Here is a 15,161-nt window from a genome sequence, read left to right as displayed (position 1 = left end):
TATTGAAATTGCAAGTAACTGATAAACAATTATTTGTAAAAACCTCCCCCAACCCCCCTCCAAAGGGAAAGTCCGCGAGAGCGGAGTATGTGTCTTTAAGGGCGTTGAAATGGTCTAATTTGTTTATTAAATTAGAAAATTTCCCTTTTATAACTTATTGAACCTCTATTACTTATTAACTCCCCCCTTGAGGGGGGGTAGGGGGGATATTTTGAGAATCAGTTGATTACAGAGCTTGCGAAACTTAAATCATTAGTCACTAGTCACTAGTCATTAGTCACTATTAATATGCCTTAGCGAATAGTACTCTTCCCTTAGAAGGTTTGCCCGAATAGATGCAGGTGCCTGCTTCTTCCTTTTGGTCTAAGGGAATACAACGAATGGTTGCTTGGGTCTCTTCCTTGATTTTGGCTTCTGTTTCAGGGGTACCGTCCCAGTGAGCAGAGAGGAACCCGCCCTTGTTTTCTAAAACTTCCTTGAACTCCTCATAACTATTGACCTCGGTGATATGACTATCGCGATAAGCCAAAGCCTTTTGGTATATATTGGTTTGTATATCTTTTAGCAGCTGTTCTATATGAGTGATGATGTTGTCCCCTGATACACTTTCTTTGGTAAGGGTATCACGGCGAGCCACTTCATAAGTATTATTTTCCAAATCACGTTGCCCCACAGCTAAGCGTACAGGTATTCCCTTGAGTTCGTATTCGTGGAACTTGAACCCAGGTTTTTGAGTGTCATCATCGTCAAATTTTACAGAGATATTGCGCTCTTTCAGTGCCTGCATAAGAGGGCTTATTCGCTCACGTATAGCCTGTAGTTGCTCTTCTCCCTTGTATATAGGCACAATCACCACTTGTATAGGCGCTAACAGAGGAGGAAGTACCAAACCATTGTCATCACTATGGCTCATGATTAGCGCCCCCATAAGGCGGGTGGAAACACCCCAAGAGCTAGCCCATACGTATTCGAGAGCGCCCTCTTTGGTAGCATATTTTACATCAAAGGCCTTGGCAAAGTTCTGCCCTAAGAAGTGGGAAGTACCAGCCTGTAGCGCTTTGCCATCTTGCATGAGGGCTTCTATACAATAAGTATCATCGGCACCAGCAAAACGTTCTGTCTCGGTCTTTCTACCTCTTACCACAGGCACGCCCATATATTGCTCTACAAAAGTGGCATATACCTCATTCATCTTTTGTGCTTCTTCTACAGCCTCCGCTTGGGTAGCATGGGCAGTATGTCCCTCTTGCCAAAGGAACTCAGCGGTACGCAAGAATAGGCGTGTACGCATCTCCCAGCGCACTACATTCGCCCATTGGTTGATAAGAATTGGAAGGTCGCGGTAGGACTGTATCCAAGTCTTATAGGTATTCCAAATAATGGCCTCGCTGGTAGGGCGTACAATAAGTTCTTCCTCCAATTTGGCCTGAGGATCTACCATGAGTTTGCCCTTTTGGTTAGGGTCAGCTTTAAGGCGGTAGTGGGTAACCACGGCACACTCTTTGGCAAAGCCTTCTGCATTTTTCTCTTCCGCTTCAAAATAACTTTTGGGAACAAAAATAGGAAAATAGGCATTCTGATGGCCTGTATCCTTAAACATTTTGTCTAAAATATCACGCATACGCTCCCAAATGGCATAGCCATAGGGCTTGATAACCATACAGCCACGCACTCCCGAACTCTCGGCAAGCCCAGCTTTTACAACGAGTTCATTATACCACTTGGAATAATCTTCTGCTCTTGATGTTAAATTTTTACTCATACTAAAATCTTTGGCACAAAAATTGTACTTTGTGTGCAAAAGTACAAAATAATTTTGGAAAAGCACTCCTTTTGCAGGGGGGAATTTTACAAAATAAACAAAAGTACTGATAATCAACAAACTAAATAATATTGTTATGAGAAAGACAGTAATCATCCATACAGCAGTTGCTTTTACAGCACTGGTAGGCCTTAGCGCTTGTGGCGCTTATTCAGGAGTGGGTTATGATGATGGTATCTATGGGGACGAAGCCCCCCGACCTGTGTATCAGAGAGAGGAACCACGTTATGAGAGAAATTATGAGCAAAGCGGTAGCTATCGCGAACACCTTAATCAGAAAATAGCAGGGTATAAGGATTTTGAACAACAGGTACAGCGTCCTGCTCCCTCCTATACCCCTATGACCAATGTAGAGGGTTATCGTACAAACACCCAACAGCAGAGTGCCCCCTATAATACTTATGGCAGTTGGGGAGACAATGCCCGCCCTTCTTCTGTGAATATATACAATAATTATGTAGATAGTCCTTACTATTGGGGTTCAGGGGCATGGGGAGGCTATTATTCCTCTTCTTACTACTATCCACGTTCTCGCTGGAGTATAGGATTCTCGGTAGGCACTTATGATCCTTACTGGAGCTGGCGCTACTATGATAGCTATTACTATCCTTATTACGGATATAGCTACTACTATCCTTATTATGGATATAACTATTACTACCCTTACGGATACAATTATTACTATCCTTACGGATACAATTACTATTATCCTTATTATGGGTATAACTACTATTATTATCCATCTTATCGCTATGATAGGGAAAATAATTACTATTACTACCAAGACCCTTACGGAAATACCTCTCGTAAATATTCACCTACCAATGGCAGAAGAGGGGATAGCAGCCGTTATGACAATAGTAATTACCAAAATAATGGTACCTATCGTTCTTATGGGAATTATAATAACAACTCTTACGATAACTCTTCCCGCTCTTATCACGAAGGAAACACTCGTAGTTATGACTATTCCTCAAGAAGTAGCAATAGCAATTACAACAATAACAATAATAGTTATAATAGTAGCAATAATAGCTATAATAATTCATCTCGTTCCTACCATGAAAGTAGTAGCAACAACTATGGTGGTGGAAATGATGGTGGATATCAGGGAACTAAAAGAGATTATTAAACAAATATAGAAACAGAAACAAATATGAAAAGAATAATATATATAGGATTTAGCTTACTTAGTGGGGTGCTTTCTGCCCAAAATCTTACCGATGGGCTGCGCTATTCTATGGAAGGACTTAATGGTACCTCACGGTTCAATGCTATGAGTGGCGCCTTTAGTTCCTTAGGGGGAGATCTCTCGGCCGTGGCACTGAACCCAGCAGGAACTTCCATTTTTACAAGAAGTGAGATGAGCGTAACGCTCTCAGGAGTTAATTCCAAGAATGATGCCAATGGGCTAACGACTATCTCTTCTGACTTTTTACTCAGTCAATTTGGGGTAGCATTCCCTATTACAATAGGAGAGGAAGGATGGAAAAATATTGCCTTTGCTTTTAATTATCAGAAAACACATAATTTTGACGCCAACGATCTAAAATATGCTTATAGAAGCAATGGGGTGAATCTTGGGGATTACTTTTCACATTTTGCCAATGGAATTACTCAGGAAAACCTCTTCTTAAATGATTACTATAAGAATAATAGAACAGGTCTATGGGAAAGGAAATCACAAGGAGGCTTAGGTGCACTCTATAGTAGAATGGGGGGAGCTCCTGATCCCTTTAGATATCGTAATGCACTACTTGGTTATACTACAGGGTTAATTACTCCCAGAAATACAGGTTCAGAAATAAAGCCAAATACCCCAGATGATGAGGTAAATGCTATATTGAAAGAAAAACAATATAGAAGGAATTTCTCAGATGGAACTACTACTCTCCAAAATGTAGAGAGATATACCGAAGGAGGGGTTAATAAATATAACTTTAACTTCGCTGGGCGTTATGATTTTATTTCTTTTGGGATCAATCTCAACTCCCATAGTGTAGATTATCGGGTAGTAACTAGATATCAGGAAGATTATAGCAATAATACTACAGATATTCGTTCTGCTTTATATAAGGAAGATGTCAGAACCGTCGGAAGTGGCTTTTCTCTCCAGTTAGGAGCTATAGCTGAAGTGGCTACAGGCTTACGTATAGGACTTACTTATGCTTCACCTACTTGGTATACGCTACAAGATGAAATGTCTCAATCACTATCAACAAGACTTCAAGATAACGGCACTATTTCTGCTGATCCTAATGTAGTAGCTGTTTATGAGAAATACAATTTCCGTACACCTGGTTCTTGGACTGTAGGAGCCAGCTGGGTATGGAATAAGCAATTGATCCTTAGTGCTGACTATATCTACAAAGGCTATGGAAATATGAGTTTCCGTTCTGGTTTAGAATCAGAAAATGCTATTATCCAAAATACTTTAGGAGATACCAACTCCCTACGTTTTGGTGCGGAATACCGCTTGCCACTGAGTAAGACGAACCATCTGTTCTTTAGAGGAGGGTATAGGTATGAGCAAAGTCCTTATAAGACAGAGCTAAAACCTATAGGTGATCTTACTGGCTTCTCTACAGGACTTGGGGTAAGTATTAGTAATATGCGTTTTGACCTTTCTTATGATAGAGCAACCCGTGCTTACCATCCACAAATCTTTGAAAGTGTCCTTACAGACACCCCACAAGTGGATAACACCTTACAGAATATACTCTTGAGCTTTTCTTTAAAGCTGTAAGAGCTGTTTTTTAAATTTAGTTTGTTTTCATTTTAAAGTGAAAAGGGAGGCTCCACAAAGCCTCCCATTTCTTTTATTTCTTAATAGTCCTAAAGTGGTACTAACATTAGTAGTCATTGACAATTAACCATTAATCCTTGACAATTGATTTTATTCTTTTCCGCCAAATGCCTTGACATCCTTTATGGTAACTTCTCCTTCGGAGAGGATCAGCAGGCGCTCTACCACATTTCTTAACTCTCGCACATTCCCGCTCCAGTCATATTGTTGGAGTTGTTCTATGGCCTTGGGCTGGAAGTGTTTGTTGATGCCTTGTTCCTGACAGATACTCTTGGTGAAGTACTCTACTAGAAGAGGAATATCATCTCTACGTTCATTCAAAGAGGGAACTTCCAAAAGGATAACCGCCAAGCGGTGGTATAAGTCCTCTCGGAAACGCCCTTGGGCAATCTCCTGTTTGAGGTCTTTGTTGGTGGCAGCAATCACCCGTACATCTACAGCTATGTCTTTCTCGCTACCTACTTTGGTGATTTTCTTCTCTTGTAGGGCGCGTAATACCTTAGCTTGTGCCGAAAGACTCATATCCCCAATCTCATCTAAGAAGATAGTGCCCTTATCTGCCGCCTCGAACTTGCCTACACGGTCTTTCACCGCCGAGGTAAAGGAGCCTTTGATATGTCCAAATAGTTCGCTTTCGATAAGTTCCGATGGAATAGCAGCACAATTGACCTCTATCATGGGTTGCGCAGCACGCTCACTGCCTTGGTGTAGGGCACGGGCTACTAGTTCCTTTCCCGAACCATTAGGGCCTGTGATGAGTACTCGTACATCGGTAGGGGCGACCTTGTCAATCATGTCTTTAATCTTCTGTATAGCCGCGCTCTTACCTATCATAGGTGAGGTAGGAGAGGTCTTCTTGGAAGTTTTGTTCTCTCCCTTAGGTGTTTTTTCTTCCACAGGAGTGGTAGTCAGTGCATTGCGGACAGTAGAGAGCAACCGATTCAGATCAGGGGGTTTGGCTATATAGTCAAAGGCACCCATTTTCATGGCTTGTACAGCCGTCTCTAAGTCGCCATGTCCTGAAATCATCACCATACGCAAGGCAGGCTTAAGGGCTTTAGCTTCCAAAAGTACCTCCAGCCCATCTTTCTTAGGCATTTTGATATCACAGAGTACCAAGTCATAGTCTGTTTTCTGGATCATATCCATGGCCTCCTGTCCATTGGTAGCTTCTTCTATCTGATAGCTTTTGTCCTCTTCACTGAGGATACTACCCAGCACACGCCGTATGGAGGCTTCATCTTCAACTAATAGTATTTTAGGCATGGCTTTATGATTTTATTTTACATCAATCACCAAAGGAAGTACATACTCAGTGGTGACACTTACTTGGTTTTTCTTGGCTGGAGTAAGAACAAACTCGAATCCTGCGGTCTTATCTTTTAGGATTTTCTCCAAGTCGGGGAGCAGCTCCAGTGTATTATCGGAGGCCTCTACACTCTTTACACTTAGTACCCCTTCGTTACTCACTACAAGGGTTACTTTTATAGTATCGCTTAGAGCACCGCCAATGGCCAATTTCTGGCTATTGAGTGCCTCTTGGTAAGCCTTGGAAAGCCTATCGGTAAAGCACTTGAGTTTTTCGTCCTTAGTGGTGATACTCTCACACTCCTTAAACGAAGGATACTCATCAACCTCATCTCCCAGATCAGCTAAGCGCTTCTGAGCTTCTTGTTTATCTACTTCTTCTTGGGTGATTTCAGGCTCTGCGGACTTGCTCTCTTGGCAGGCATATAGGCTTATACAAAGTATGGAAAGTAATATCTTTTTCATTTGGCTATTTTTTTGGGGTGTAAATATACAATTTATTCTTTGATAATGGGAAATATTCTAAAAGATTTAACTAAAAGTCTATACCTTCTGAATTATCTGAACCACTGCCTTCTTGTGAGTTATCACCAGTGGTGTTGTCGGGTTCAGTCATGGAGAGTCCATTGCCACACTCTAAGTCTATAGACGAATTTTCAAGAATTTTGTCGCCAGGCTTGATCTCTTTTCCTTTGTAGAAAGCTCTTAGTACAGCATCTTTACTGATGTCATTGACATAAGTGACTCTGCCGATCTTAATATTAAGAGAAGCCAGATTGGGACGAACTTCCTTTATAGGTCTTCGGATAATATTAGGTAGGTCTATCTTCCTAAAGTTGGTAGGGTTGATCGAAAGATATATCTTGCGGTCTTTCTTTACTTTTTCATTGGCCTCAGGGGTCTGTTTCATAACAGTATAAGGAGGATATTCCTTATTGTAGGCTGTAGAATCTCTTACTTCGTAACGCAGGTGACTCTTCTCTAAAAGCTCTTGGGCTTTGCTTAGGGAGACATGTTCAAGGTCAGGTACCACGATAAATTCCCCATGTCTTGTGAAACCGTCCAAGGAGAGCAGTACAGCATAGATACCTGCGAAAAGAAGGAATAAGGCCAAGCATACCTGCAAGCCCCAAAAGCGAACATTTTTATTTTTGAAGATTTGTGTTATATTCATAGGATAATATTTTTTATAAGGTTTGTAAGTGTTATTTTATCAGTGTATCCAATAGTTTGCGTACTTTATCGCTGTTCCATCGGGTATTTCCGAAGCCCTGGGCGACCACTTTGTCTTGCTTATCTATGATATAGCCAGAGGGGATACGCTCAGGATCAAAGGGCATCTTCACCCCTTGGATCAGGTAAGTAACCTTGAAGGTGAATTTGCGATCGCGTTGCTTTTGTTCTACAGGCTCAGGTAACTCATTGGTGATGATATAGAAAGCTACCTTGTCATGATAATCCTGATAGAGCTTGTCTATACCTATCAGGTCGGCTATACTCATTGCCCGCCATGAAGAAAAGAAATAGACGAACCTGACCTTCCCTTCGGATTGGGTGAAAGGAAATTGCTTGTTGTCCCTATCTTTCAGTGTCCAATCAGGGTCTATAGTATATTGTTTGTCCTGAGAGAGAAGCTCCACTTGGGAGGAGAAAATCCGTTGTAGGAGAATCTTGGCCTCATACCCTAAGTTAGTGGTAAAGAATGAAATAATGAGTGCTAAGAATAACAAATTCAGCACAGTACGTTTTTTCATAGGAAAATATTTCTTTTCGTGGGGGCAAAGTTACACAAAAAATGTGATTTTTCCCCTAAGATGTTAATCTTTTATCTCTATTTGCTTGGCCAAAGGGTGCGTACGTAAGTAGTGTTCTACCAGATGTGCCATCTCAGCGTTATGCGTCAGTGGGGTGAGGTGTCGCTCAAGGATAGGTTTGGAAAGTTGATAGTTCAGCGAGATAAAGGCATAGCCCTTGATGCTACCATCCTCTATCAGGATGACACTTTTCTCATGTACGGTGCGCCCCTTATCCATAAGGACAAAGGTTCTACCTACAAGGCTATAGTGGGCAAGGGCTTCCTCCACTCGCTGGTTATAGGTCTCCACGGCTTCATCGCCCATACAAGCACCAGCACACTTACCGATAGAGTGGTTATAGCAGTAGGTACGCGCCTGGGAAAAACCATTGAGTTTGGTACAAAGCTCATAGCGCTCAGTCATCTCAAAGAGCATATTCAGCCCCTCTTCCTTGCTTTCAAAAATAGCTAAGGGCTGCTTGGCTCCTGCTCTTAACATGACAGAAAGGCAGAGATAGCCCGTCTTGTTCTTATGACAAACCAAAGCAAAGGGGTAGGTCTTCTTTTTCTTATACTTGCTCAGAGCGGCTTGTGCCTGAAGTTCTTCAGCTTCCTTGAGTGAGGCAATCAGCAGGGTACCTGTAAGCTCGTACATGACCTTACCTACATGCTTCCTAACAAAAAGGTCGCGCTTTCCCTCCGAGGTAAAGTGCTCATTGACCCGCTTATAGATGTTCTTACTCTTGGACAATAACAGTAGTTTTCCCGCCTTGTCATATAGGTAATATACGCCCAACTGATTAGGTAGCCCATCCAAGAGCGAAAGCAGGTGAATGGGTAGGGTAGAGAGGTTTTGCTTGACAAACTCGCTTAGGGCTACCTTCTGGGTGTCCTTGTCCAAAAGGAGCTTAAAGAGGTGCACTGTAGCCATGGCATCTCCATTGGCACGGTGTCGGTCAGAGAGCGGAATACCCAACGAGCGAGCAAGCTTACCCAAGCTATACGAAGGCTCATTGGGGAGTAGGCGCTGGGACATCTCCACTGTACAGATGGTACTGCGCTGGTAATCAAAGCCTAATCGGCGAAACTCTAAGCACAGGATACGATAGTCAAAGGCTGCATTGTGGGCAACTAAGATACACCCCTCGGTTATCTCCACAATCCGCTTGGCTACCTCATAGAACTTCGGCGCTTGGCGAACCATCTTGTTGGAAATGCCTGTGAGGCGTACCACAAAGTCGTCTATCTTTCTTTCGGGATTGATAAGTGAGATGAAGCGATCGGTAACTTCCCGACCATCAAAGCGATAGATAGCAATTTCTGTAATGGCTTCCTCACCCATCTTACCTCCTGTGGTTTCTATATCTAAAATGGCGTACAAATCTACTTTTTTAATGGGCAAAGGTAGCAATTTTAGCTATTTTCACAAAAAGAAAAGTAGTTTATTTTTCCCTTTGAAGAGAGGGCTTCATTTCTATAAAATAAAAATATGAAAAAAAGTATCATTATATGATAAAAAAATCATACCTTTGTAGCTTTAAAAACACTGTTTATGCTAATTAAAATACTTGATAAAGAGTTCCGCCCTTATATCTCCAGCGAAAGACTTGCTCAAGAGATCAAAAGGCTTGCCCAAGAGGTGGAGCAGCAGATGCAGGGAAAGAGACCTCTTTTCATTTCCATACTCAATGGTTCCTTCATGTTTGCTTCGGATTTTGTCCGTGCTTATCAGGGTGAGTGTGAGATTGCTTTTGTGCGCTTTTCCTCTTATGAGGGCATGCAAAGCACCCACAAGGTAAAACAACTCTTAGGCCTTCCTAAGGACATAGCAGGCCGCGATGTGGTGGTGATAGAAGATATAGTGGATACGGGTAATACCTTGGAGGAGATTTATAACCTCTTTGCCGACAAGCAAGTGGCTTCCTTGCGTATCATGACACTCTTCTTCAAGCCTGAGGCCTATAAGAAAGACTTGCCTATACACCATATAGGGTTCTCTATTCCCAACCGCTTTATCGTAGGTTATGGCTTAGACTATGACGAATTAGGACGAAATCTCCCAGAAATATATCAATTAAATATAGAAAATATGAAGAATTTGGTTTTGTTTGGCAAACCAGGAGCAGGAAAAGGAACACAAGCAGCTTTCCTAAAAGAAAAATATGGTTTGGTACATATCTCCACAGGCGATCTGTTCCGTCATCACTTGAAAAATGGCACAGAGCTCGGAGTATTAGCTCAATCTTATATGGATAAGGGAGCTCTTGTTCCCGATGAGGTAACGATCCAAATGCTCCAAGAGGAAATAGAAAAGAACCCTAATGCAGCAGGCTTTATCTTTGACGGATTCCCTCGAACCATAGCCCAAGCCGAAGCGCTAGATGCTTTCTTGGCCTCTAAGCAAATGAATATCAGTGCAACTTTAGCCCTTGATGCGGATGATGAAGAACTTATCAAAAGACTTGTAGAGCGAGGCAAAGTAAGTGGCCGCTCTGATGACCAAGACGAAGGCAAAATTCGCAACCGCTTTGTCGAATACAACCAAAAAACAGCCCCTCTTATTGACTTTTACAAAAAGCAAGGCAAATATCACCCTATCAATGGTATAGGCTCTATTGAGGAAATCACCCAGCGCCTCTCCAAAGTGATAGATGTGTTGTAAGAAACACCTATATAAAATACAAATCTCTAACCTCGATGGTTAGGGATTTTTTTTTATTGTATATTGGTATAATTTTTTGTATATTTGCCCTCGCTGGTATAGGCTAACATATCAGAAAGGGCTTATGAGTGGTAATATAAAATGTAAAGATTAGTTTTATGAAATATTATGCAATAAAGAATTATAGTGAACATATTACGGAAGAGAATTTCATGTTAGAAATGATGGATCTTAATGATAATCGTTGGTTAATCAATTATGGAATGCAATTAGATGAATCTTTTGATTACATTAATTTTAAGCTATATGGAGAAGAGAAATTATTCTTTGATCAAGATCTTATCACTCCCTATTTTGGGATTTACTTGGCAAGTGAAAGATTCCAAGATGTTATTTTGCAAGATTCTAAGATAAGTGAGGAGATACAATTGTTGCCCTTTAAGCTATTTAATACTAATGATGAAGAGATAAAACACAATTATAAGATTATCAACTTCCTACAAACAGAAGAATGTATTGATTGGGAGAAATCATTCTTTAAGATAAGAGATGAAGCCAAGAAGAGTTATGTTTTTCTTAATGCCATTTATGATCCTTTGAAAATAGCTACACTTACCAAGGATTGTATATGTGTGGATAGTGAAAAGAGTATTTTGGTTTCTGAAGAAATAAAGAAGGAATGGCAGAAAATGAATTTGAATTGTCTCACTTTTTCTTTAATAAGGTAATTCAACGCAACATATCTTGATAAATTTAATAATATAAAATCTACCTCTGTATAATATGTTGTCCCATTTAAGAGAAAAATATCACTTAGACAAGATTTCTGCAAACTACCTTAAGTCTGAAAAAAGCTATATAAAGCTATATCGAAATAAAGTAGTGGAAATAAGATTTTCCGAAGAGAATATAGATTCTTTAGATGATTTGTTGCCCTTTGCAGATACATTAAAAAAAATAGCTTTTCGTAATTGTAATTTATCTGACTTAAGTAGTTTAAAATTTTTTAAACAACTTACAAGATTGGGATTTAGAAATTAAATAGGTTAGAACTTATAAAAGAACATGTGGGATAGATGAACATAATTGCTTAGGGTAATTGAAAGATAAAGGTATAAAAATAGATTGTAATTAATAATGAATATCAAAAATTTCAAAGAAAAGCTAATAGAGAAATTATATAGCTTATCTGATATAAACAAATCTATATATTCTATGTATTGCATAGAAAGAATCTATGGGTTATATTTGTTATATACAAAAAAATTCAATATAAATACCATTTATGCTAATCAAATAAAGCAAAGATTATGGGAAAGTATTTTTTATAGCAACAAGGATTTAAATAATTTGAATAGAGAAATAGAAAATATTCTGCCAAAAGAAGATTTTCAAGGATGGGAAGTTGCATTAGCAATTAATATGAGTATTTGCTTTGATATATCTTTTAAATCAATGAATAATGATCATAAAAATGAGGTGTCGGGTTTATATGTATATGATTCTATATTCCAAGTATGCTGTTTTTTATCTGATGAAAAATTTATAGATAAATATTTACTTAACAGAATAGAAAATAGTGTTATTATTGCAGAAGAGGTAAATTATCAAATTCAGTATCTTCAGTATTTAGAAGACAAAAAAGTATCATTAGAAGAATTAAAGTTTTATAAAAATTATTGGGAGAATAATACTCTATCCATTCAATATATAAAAGATAAATGCTAGAAATAAGATAATGTATCAGATGTCCTGTTAAAATTACAACAACCTACCAAGCAGTACAATGTAAAAAGATAAAATAATTATAAAGGCACGAGCTGAAAGCTCGCACCAGCAGAGGTGATAGAAGAGTTTATTATACGAATTCCCATTATAAAAATTTCATAAGAAAGATAATGAATACCAAGAAGAAAGAAATTTTTGAAGAAGATAAAGAGTATGTGGCTATTATAAATTCAGGAAAATGTAAAACTCCATTAGGATTTAGGAAAGCATTGGTAGAAGCATTTTATTTACCAGAGATTGCCTCTGAAAATATTAATGATATCAATTGGTATATATTTTCATCTTGGCTTGGTTATAGAAAAATAAGAATGATATTTAATAACAGTGGAGCTTTAAAAAAACATACTATTTATGTGGAAATACAGAAAATATTAGAATTGTGGAAAATAGATTGGGAATCAAAGGACAGTAATAATAAACTTACCATTGAGTTTAAATAGTTTGGTGATGTATCAGCTGTGTTGTTAAAATATGTAATATTCTGATAATCAATGTGATGAAAAAGAATTAGTACTTAATTGATAGAGGATACTAAAAAACAAAAAAGCGGTAGGAAATAATGTTAAAAGTAGAAATTTAAATCAAGAAAAAAACAACTTGTAACAATGGATAGGATAGATTTTAATAATATTCAGGAAAAAGATTATCTTTATAATTCTTGTAATTTACTTTATAATAGATATTTCAACCCAGATGACAAAGAAAATTTAAAATCTTTTGAGAGGGAAATATGGATGATTGGATCAGAACTCATTGATAATATAAGAAAAACAAGAACAAAAAAGAAAATTCTTACAGATATTTTGTTAGAAGAGTTGTTGAAAATTGTAAGAGAGTATAAGTTCGGAAGAGGTAGAGAAAGTTTTGTAATGCTACTTCATTACTTTAAAAACAATCCTAAAGTAGAGTCTTCTTTGGCGGAACTATTGGATGATGAGCAATTATATGCTTTTGCTATAGATGAATTAACTAAACTAAAAGTTTTTAAATATATAGATAAGGTACAGAATTTCTTACTTGAAGAGAAGATTTCTTGGAGAAGAAAAGTAGAAAAGAGATATATTGAAAAATCAAGCAATATTTGAAATTTCTTCTTGAAAAATCAACGATCTACCAATCTATAAATGCAAAAACACCAAAGATTAATTGATAGAGGTGTGAAGAATGAGCCATGCGGGAAGGAGGAAAGAGTATGATTATATAAAGCCAAATTTAGAATATATGAAACCAAATGATTTTTAAAATCATAAAAAATTGTAGTAATAGGGGATAGGAATATGAATAATATTGATGTAAAGGTCGGAGGGTATCATAAAGAATTTGCAATTCTTACTCCTGAGAATTATGAAAAACTTCCTGCTTATATGCAGGAGAAAGGGATAAAGAAATTACAGATAAAGGATGATAGTTATGGTTGGAATAGAGATTATATGCCATCATTAAAGTCATTTGATTTTATTGATGAGTTATTTGTCTTTTGGACAGGAATAGATGATATTTCTGAGATACAATGTCTTCATAACCTAAAGAAACTTTACTTGGATAATGGAGACAAAACAAAAATTGATTTTTCCAATTTCTCTTTTTTAGAAGTGTTATTGTCTTGGGACAGGAAAAATATTGAAACAGCTTGGGACATACCTTCTCTAAAAGAATTAAAGCTTTATGGTTTAAAAAAGAAACAGTATAAAGAGGGGGAATCTTTGAAATCTTTATTATCATTAGACTTAAGAAGTACAGCAGTAGAAGACCTTTCCTTTCTTGCTCAATGTAAAAACCTAAGGAAATTGTGTTTGTACTATATGAAACAACTGAAAGATATTAGCTTCTTAAAAAATTTAGAGCAGCTTGAATACTTAAGTATTGAAGGAAATAAAATCGAGAATTTCAGTGTCATATCATTCTTAGGAAATTTAAAAAAATGCAGTTTGGATAGTAGAATAGCAACAGCTGATAGTAATGATTTTATACATCTAAAAAAATTAGAATCTTTTGGTTTGTTTGGAAATAATCAAATGCTAAAAGTGAGTAAAGAAGTAAGAGAGTTGTTAAAAATCGATAAAAACTAGCTTGTTATAGCAATCTGTTTATTTGGATATATTAATAACATCCTTAACCTATTGTGCCTTTCAAATAATAGAGGCTTTTAGATTGAGAGTTTCTCTATATAATATAAACTTATTCATGTGTTGTATCAATGTTAAAGATGTTATCTTGCTGGATATCATTGTTTTAAATTCTTCAAAATGATTTTGCATAATTGAAAATTAAAAATATGAAAAATCTCAATATAAATATAAGATGTAATATTTATATAGTTCTCCTACTATTTTTATGTTATAATAGTGTATTTTCTACGACAGCTTTTGTTGCGATGCCTGGTACAGGAGGGTTTAGTATTTCTACTCCACATTATATAATTGCTTTTTTTAGAACAATTCCATATTCATTGGCACAATCTCTGTTTTTTGAAGACAGTATGGATATTCCTTTTCTATTCAGGACCTATTTTTATATTTCTATATTGTTATATATCCTTATTCCTTATTTTTTGTATAAGGAAAAGAAAGGAAAACCCTATTTTTATCATTATGATATAGAAGATAAAACCTATTTTATATTAATAGATGTAATAATGCTTCTTTTATATGCTCCTTTGTTACTTATAGGGTGTATGATGTTTTCTTTTTTTTCTTTATTCAATATCATTCCCTTATTTTTATTTGTTTTAGGGGTAAGAATATACCAATATAGAAAGAAATTAAACTTTATAGTAAAGTTCAATTTCTTTCAAAAGCATAGAAGATAATATTTTGGGAGGTACTTTTAGAAATCAATAGGACAATCCTACAGCTTTAAGAATGACATTAGCATTGCGATAGGTGATTTGGATTACACGAGGGACGCTAACTTTAGGGTAATTGGAATGATTGAGAGTTAGATTTTTCTATCTTTTTTACTTTTTCATTAGGTTCTGGAC

General features: G+C 37.3%; 15 protein-coding genes. 9 read left to right on the top strand and 6 right to left on the bottom strand.

Annotated elements, in window-relative coordinates; translation table 11 throughout:
* Positions 1-283: 283 nt before the first annotated feature.
* The gene (proS, locus tag HMPREF1154_RS05275; protein WP_034566954.1) at positions 284-1,762 is read right to left on the bottom strand and encodes a proline--tRNA ligase; all 1,479 of its coding nucleotides are present in this window, start codon (positions 1,760-1,762) and stop codon (positions 284-286) included.
* Between the two features lie 136 nt (positions 1,763-1,898).
* Here proS and HMPREF1154_RS05270 point away from each other — a divergent pair, with 136 nt between their 5' ends.
* Positions 1,899-2,954: a hypothetical protein gene (locus HMPREF1154_RS05270; protein WP_009641533.1), complete on the top strand. Its 1,056-nt coding sequence runs from the start codon at positions 1,899-1,901 to the stop codon at positions 2,952-2,954.
* Positions 2,955-2,978: 24 nt separating this feature from the next.
* Positions 2,979-4,568 (top strand): OmpP1/FadL family transporter, encoded by a 1,590-nt coding sequence (locus HMPREF1154_RS05265; protein ID WP_009641341.1) that lies wholly within the window; start codon positions 2,979-2,981, stop codon positions 4,566-4,568.
* Between the two features lie 150 nt (positions 4,569-4,718).
* Here HMPREF1154_RS05265 and HMPREF1154_RS05260 read toward each other — a convergent pair whose 3' ends face one another.
* The 5 genes from HMPREF1154_RS05260 to HMPREF1154_RS05240 all read right to left on the bottom strand — a co-directional run bounded on the left by HMPREF1154_RS05260 (position 4,719) and on the right by HMPREF1154_RS05240 (position 9,112).
* The gene (locus HMPREF1154_RS05260; protein WP_009641469.1) at positions 4,719-5,894 is read right to left on the bottom strand and encodes a sigma-54-dependent transcriptional regulator; all 1,176 of its coding nucleotides are present in this window, start codon (positions 5,892-5,894) and stop codon (positions 4,719-4,721) included.
* A gap of 12 nt (positions 5,895-5,906) precedes the next feature.
* Complete coding sequence (locus tag HMPREF1154_RS05255) at positions 5,907-6,401, bottom strand: hypothetical protein (RefSeq protein WP_009641388.1); 495 nt, start codon at positions 6,399-6,401, stop codon at positions 5,907-5,909.
* Positions 6,402-6,471: 70 nt separating this feature from the next.
* Positions 6,472-7,110: a PASTA domain-containing protein gene (locus HMPREF1154_RS05250; protein WP_009641383.1), complete on the bottom strand. Its 639-nt coding sequence runs from the start codon at positions 7,108-7,110 to the stop codon at positions 6,472-6,474.
* Between the two features lie 31 nt (positions 7,111-7,141).
* Complete coding sequence (locus tag HMPREF1154_RS05245) at positions 7,142-7,690, bottom strand: TlpA family protein disulfide reductase (RefSeq protein ID WP_009641531.1); 549 nt, start codon at positions 7,688-7,690, stop codon at positions 7,142-7,144.
* A 63-nt stretch (positions 7,691-7,753) separates the two neighbouring features.
* Complete coding sequence (locus HMPREF1154_RS05240) at positions 7,754-9,112, bottom strand: exonuclease domain-containing protein (RefSeq protein ID WP_034566952.1); 1,359 nt, start codon at positions 9,110-9,112, stop codon at positions 7,754-7,756.
* Between the two features lie 171 nt (positions 9,113-9,283).
* Here HMPREF1154_RS05240 and HMPREF1154_RS13085 point away from each other — a divergent pair, with 171 nt between their 5' ends.
* The 7 genes from HMPREF1154_RS13085 (at position 9,284) to HMPREF1154_RS05205 (ending at position 14,990) form a co-directional block, all read left to right on the top strand.
* The gene (locus HMPREF1154_RS13085; protein ID WP_009641369.1) at positions 9,284-10,393 is read left to right on the top strand and encodes an adenylate kinase; all 1,110 of its coding nucleotides are present in this window, start codon (positions 9,284-9,286) and stop codon (positions 10,391-10,393) included.
* Positions 10,394-10,551: 158 nt separating this feature from the next.
* Entirely contained in the window at positions 10,552-11,121 is a 570-nt protein-coding gene (locus HMPREF1154_RS05230) for a hypothetical protein (RefSeq protein ID WP_009641454.1), read from the top strand.
* A 409-nt stretch (positions 11,122-11,530) separates the two neighbouring features.
* Positions 11,531-12,121, top strand: coding sequence for a DUF416 family protein (locus tag HMPREF1154_RS05225; protein ID WP_009641494.1), 591 nt, complete (start codon positions 11,531-11,533; stop codon positions 12,119-12,121).
* A gap of 170 nt (positions 12,122-12,291) precedes the next feature.
* A complete protein-coding gene (locus HMPREF1154_RS05220; RefSeq protein WP_009641419.1) occupies positions 12,292-12,621 on the top strand; it encodes a hypothetical protein in 330 nt (109 codons plus the stop codon).
* Positions 12,622-12,786: 165 nt separating this feature from the next.
* A complete protein-coding gene (locus HMPREF1154_RS05215; RefSeq protein WP_009641489.1) occupies positions 12,787-13,266 on the top strand; it encodes a hypothetical protein in 480 nt (159 codons plus the stop codon).
* Positions 13,267-13,458: 192 nt separating this feature from the next.
* Positions 13,459-14,250 (top strand): leucine-rich repeat domain-containing protein, encoded by a 792-nt coding sequence (locus tag HMPREF1154_RS05210; protein ID WP_009641371.1) that lies wholly within the window; start codon positions 13,459-13,461, stop codon positions 14,248-14,250.
* A 206-nt stretch (positions 14,251-14,456) separates the two neighbouring features.
* Positions 14,457-14,990 carry a hypothetical protein gene (locus tag HMPREF1154_RS05205; protein WP_034566949.1) on the top strand — a complete coding sequence of 178 codons (534 nt, stop codon included), beginning with the start codon at positions 14,457-14,459 and terminating at the stop codon, positions 14,988-14,990.
* The last annotated feature ends 171 nt before the right edge of the window (positions 14,991-15,161 follow it).

Source organism: Capnocytophaga sp. CM59, assembly GCF_000293175.1.
GTDB classification, from domain to species: Bacteria; Bacteroidota; Bacteroidia; order Flavobacteriales; family Flavobacteriaceae; genus Capnocytophaga; species Capnocytophaga granulosa.
This window is presented reverse-complemented; position numbering and strand designations above follow the sequence as displayed.

What these genes read in the sequence shown, in the direction of transcription:
- proS (WP_034566954.1), bottom strand. Translation starts at nt 1,762, where the DNA reads ATGAGTAAAAATTTAACATCAAGAGCAGAAGATTATTCCAAGTGGTAT.
- HMPREF1154_RS05270 (WP_009641533.1), top strand. Translation starts at nt 1,899, where the DNA reads ATGAGAAAGACAGTAATCATCCATACAGCAGTTGCTTTTACAGCACTG.
- HMPREF1154_RS05265 (WP_009641341.1), top strand. Translation starts at nt 2,979, where the DNA reads ATGAAAAGAATAATATATATAGGATTTAGCTTACTTAGTGGGGTGCTT.
- HMPREF1154_RS05260 (WP_009641469.1), bottom strand. Translation starts at nt 5,894, where the DNA reads ATGCCTAAAATACTATTAGTTGAAGATGAAGCCTCCATACGGCGTGTG.
- HMPREF1154_RS05255 (WP_009641388.1), bottom strand. Translation starts at nt 6,401, where the DNA reads ATGAAAAAGATATTACTTTCCATACTTTGTATAAGCCTATATGCCTGC.
- HMPREF1154_RS05250 (WP_009641383.1), bottom strand. Translation starts at nt 7,110, where the DNA reads ATGAATATAACACAAATCTTCAAAAATAAAAATGTTCGCTTTTGGGGC.
- HMPREF1154_RS05245 (WP_009641531.1), bottom strand. Translation starts at nt 7,690, where the DNA reads ATGAAAAAACGTACTGTGCTGAATTTGTTATTCTTAGCACTCATTATT.
- HMPREF1154_RS13085 (WP_009641369.1), top strand. Translation starts at nt 9,284, where the DNA reads ATGCTAATTAAAATACTTGATAAAGAGTTCCGCCCTTATATCTCCAGC.
- HMPREF1154_RS05230 (WP_009641454.1), top strand. Translation starts at nt 10,552, where the DNA reads ATGAAATATTATGCAATAAAGAATTATAGTGAACATATTACGGAAGAG.
- HMPREF1154_RS05225 (WP_009641494.1), top strand. Translation starts at nt 11,531, where the DNA reads ATGAATATCAAAAATTTCAAAGAAAAGCTAATAGAGAAATTATATAGC.
- HMPREF1154_RS05220 (WP_009641419.1), top strand. Translation starts at nt 12,292, where the DNA reads ATGAATACCAAGAAGAAAGAAATTTTTGAAGAAGATAAAGAGTATGTG.
- HMPREF1154_RS05215 (WP_009641489.1), top strand. Translation starts at nt 12,787, where the DNA reads ATGGATAGGATAGATTTTAATAATATTCAGGAAAAAGATTATCTTTAT.
- HMPREF1154_RS05210 (WP_009641371.1), top strand. Translation starts at nt 13,459, where the DNA reads ATGAATAATATTGATGTAAAGGTCGGAGGGTATCATAAAGAATTTGCA.
- HMPREF1154_RS05205 (WP_034566949.1), top strand. Translation starts at nt 14,457, where the DNA reads ATGAAAAATCTCAATATAAATATAAGATGTAATATTTATATAGTTCTC.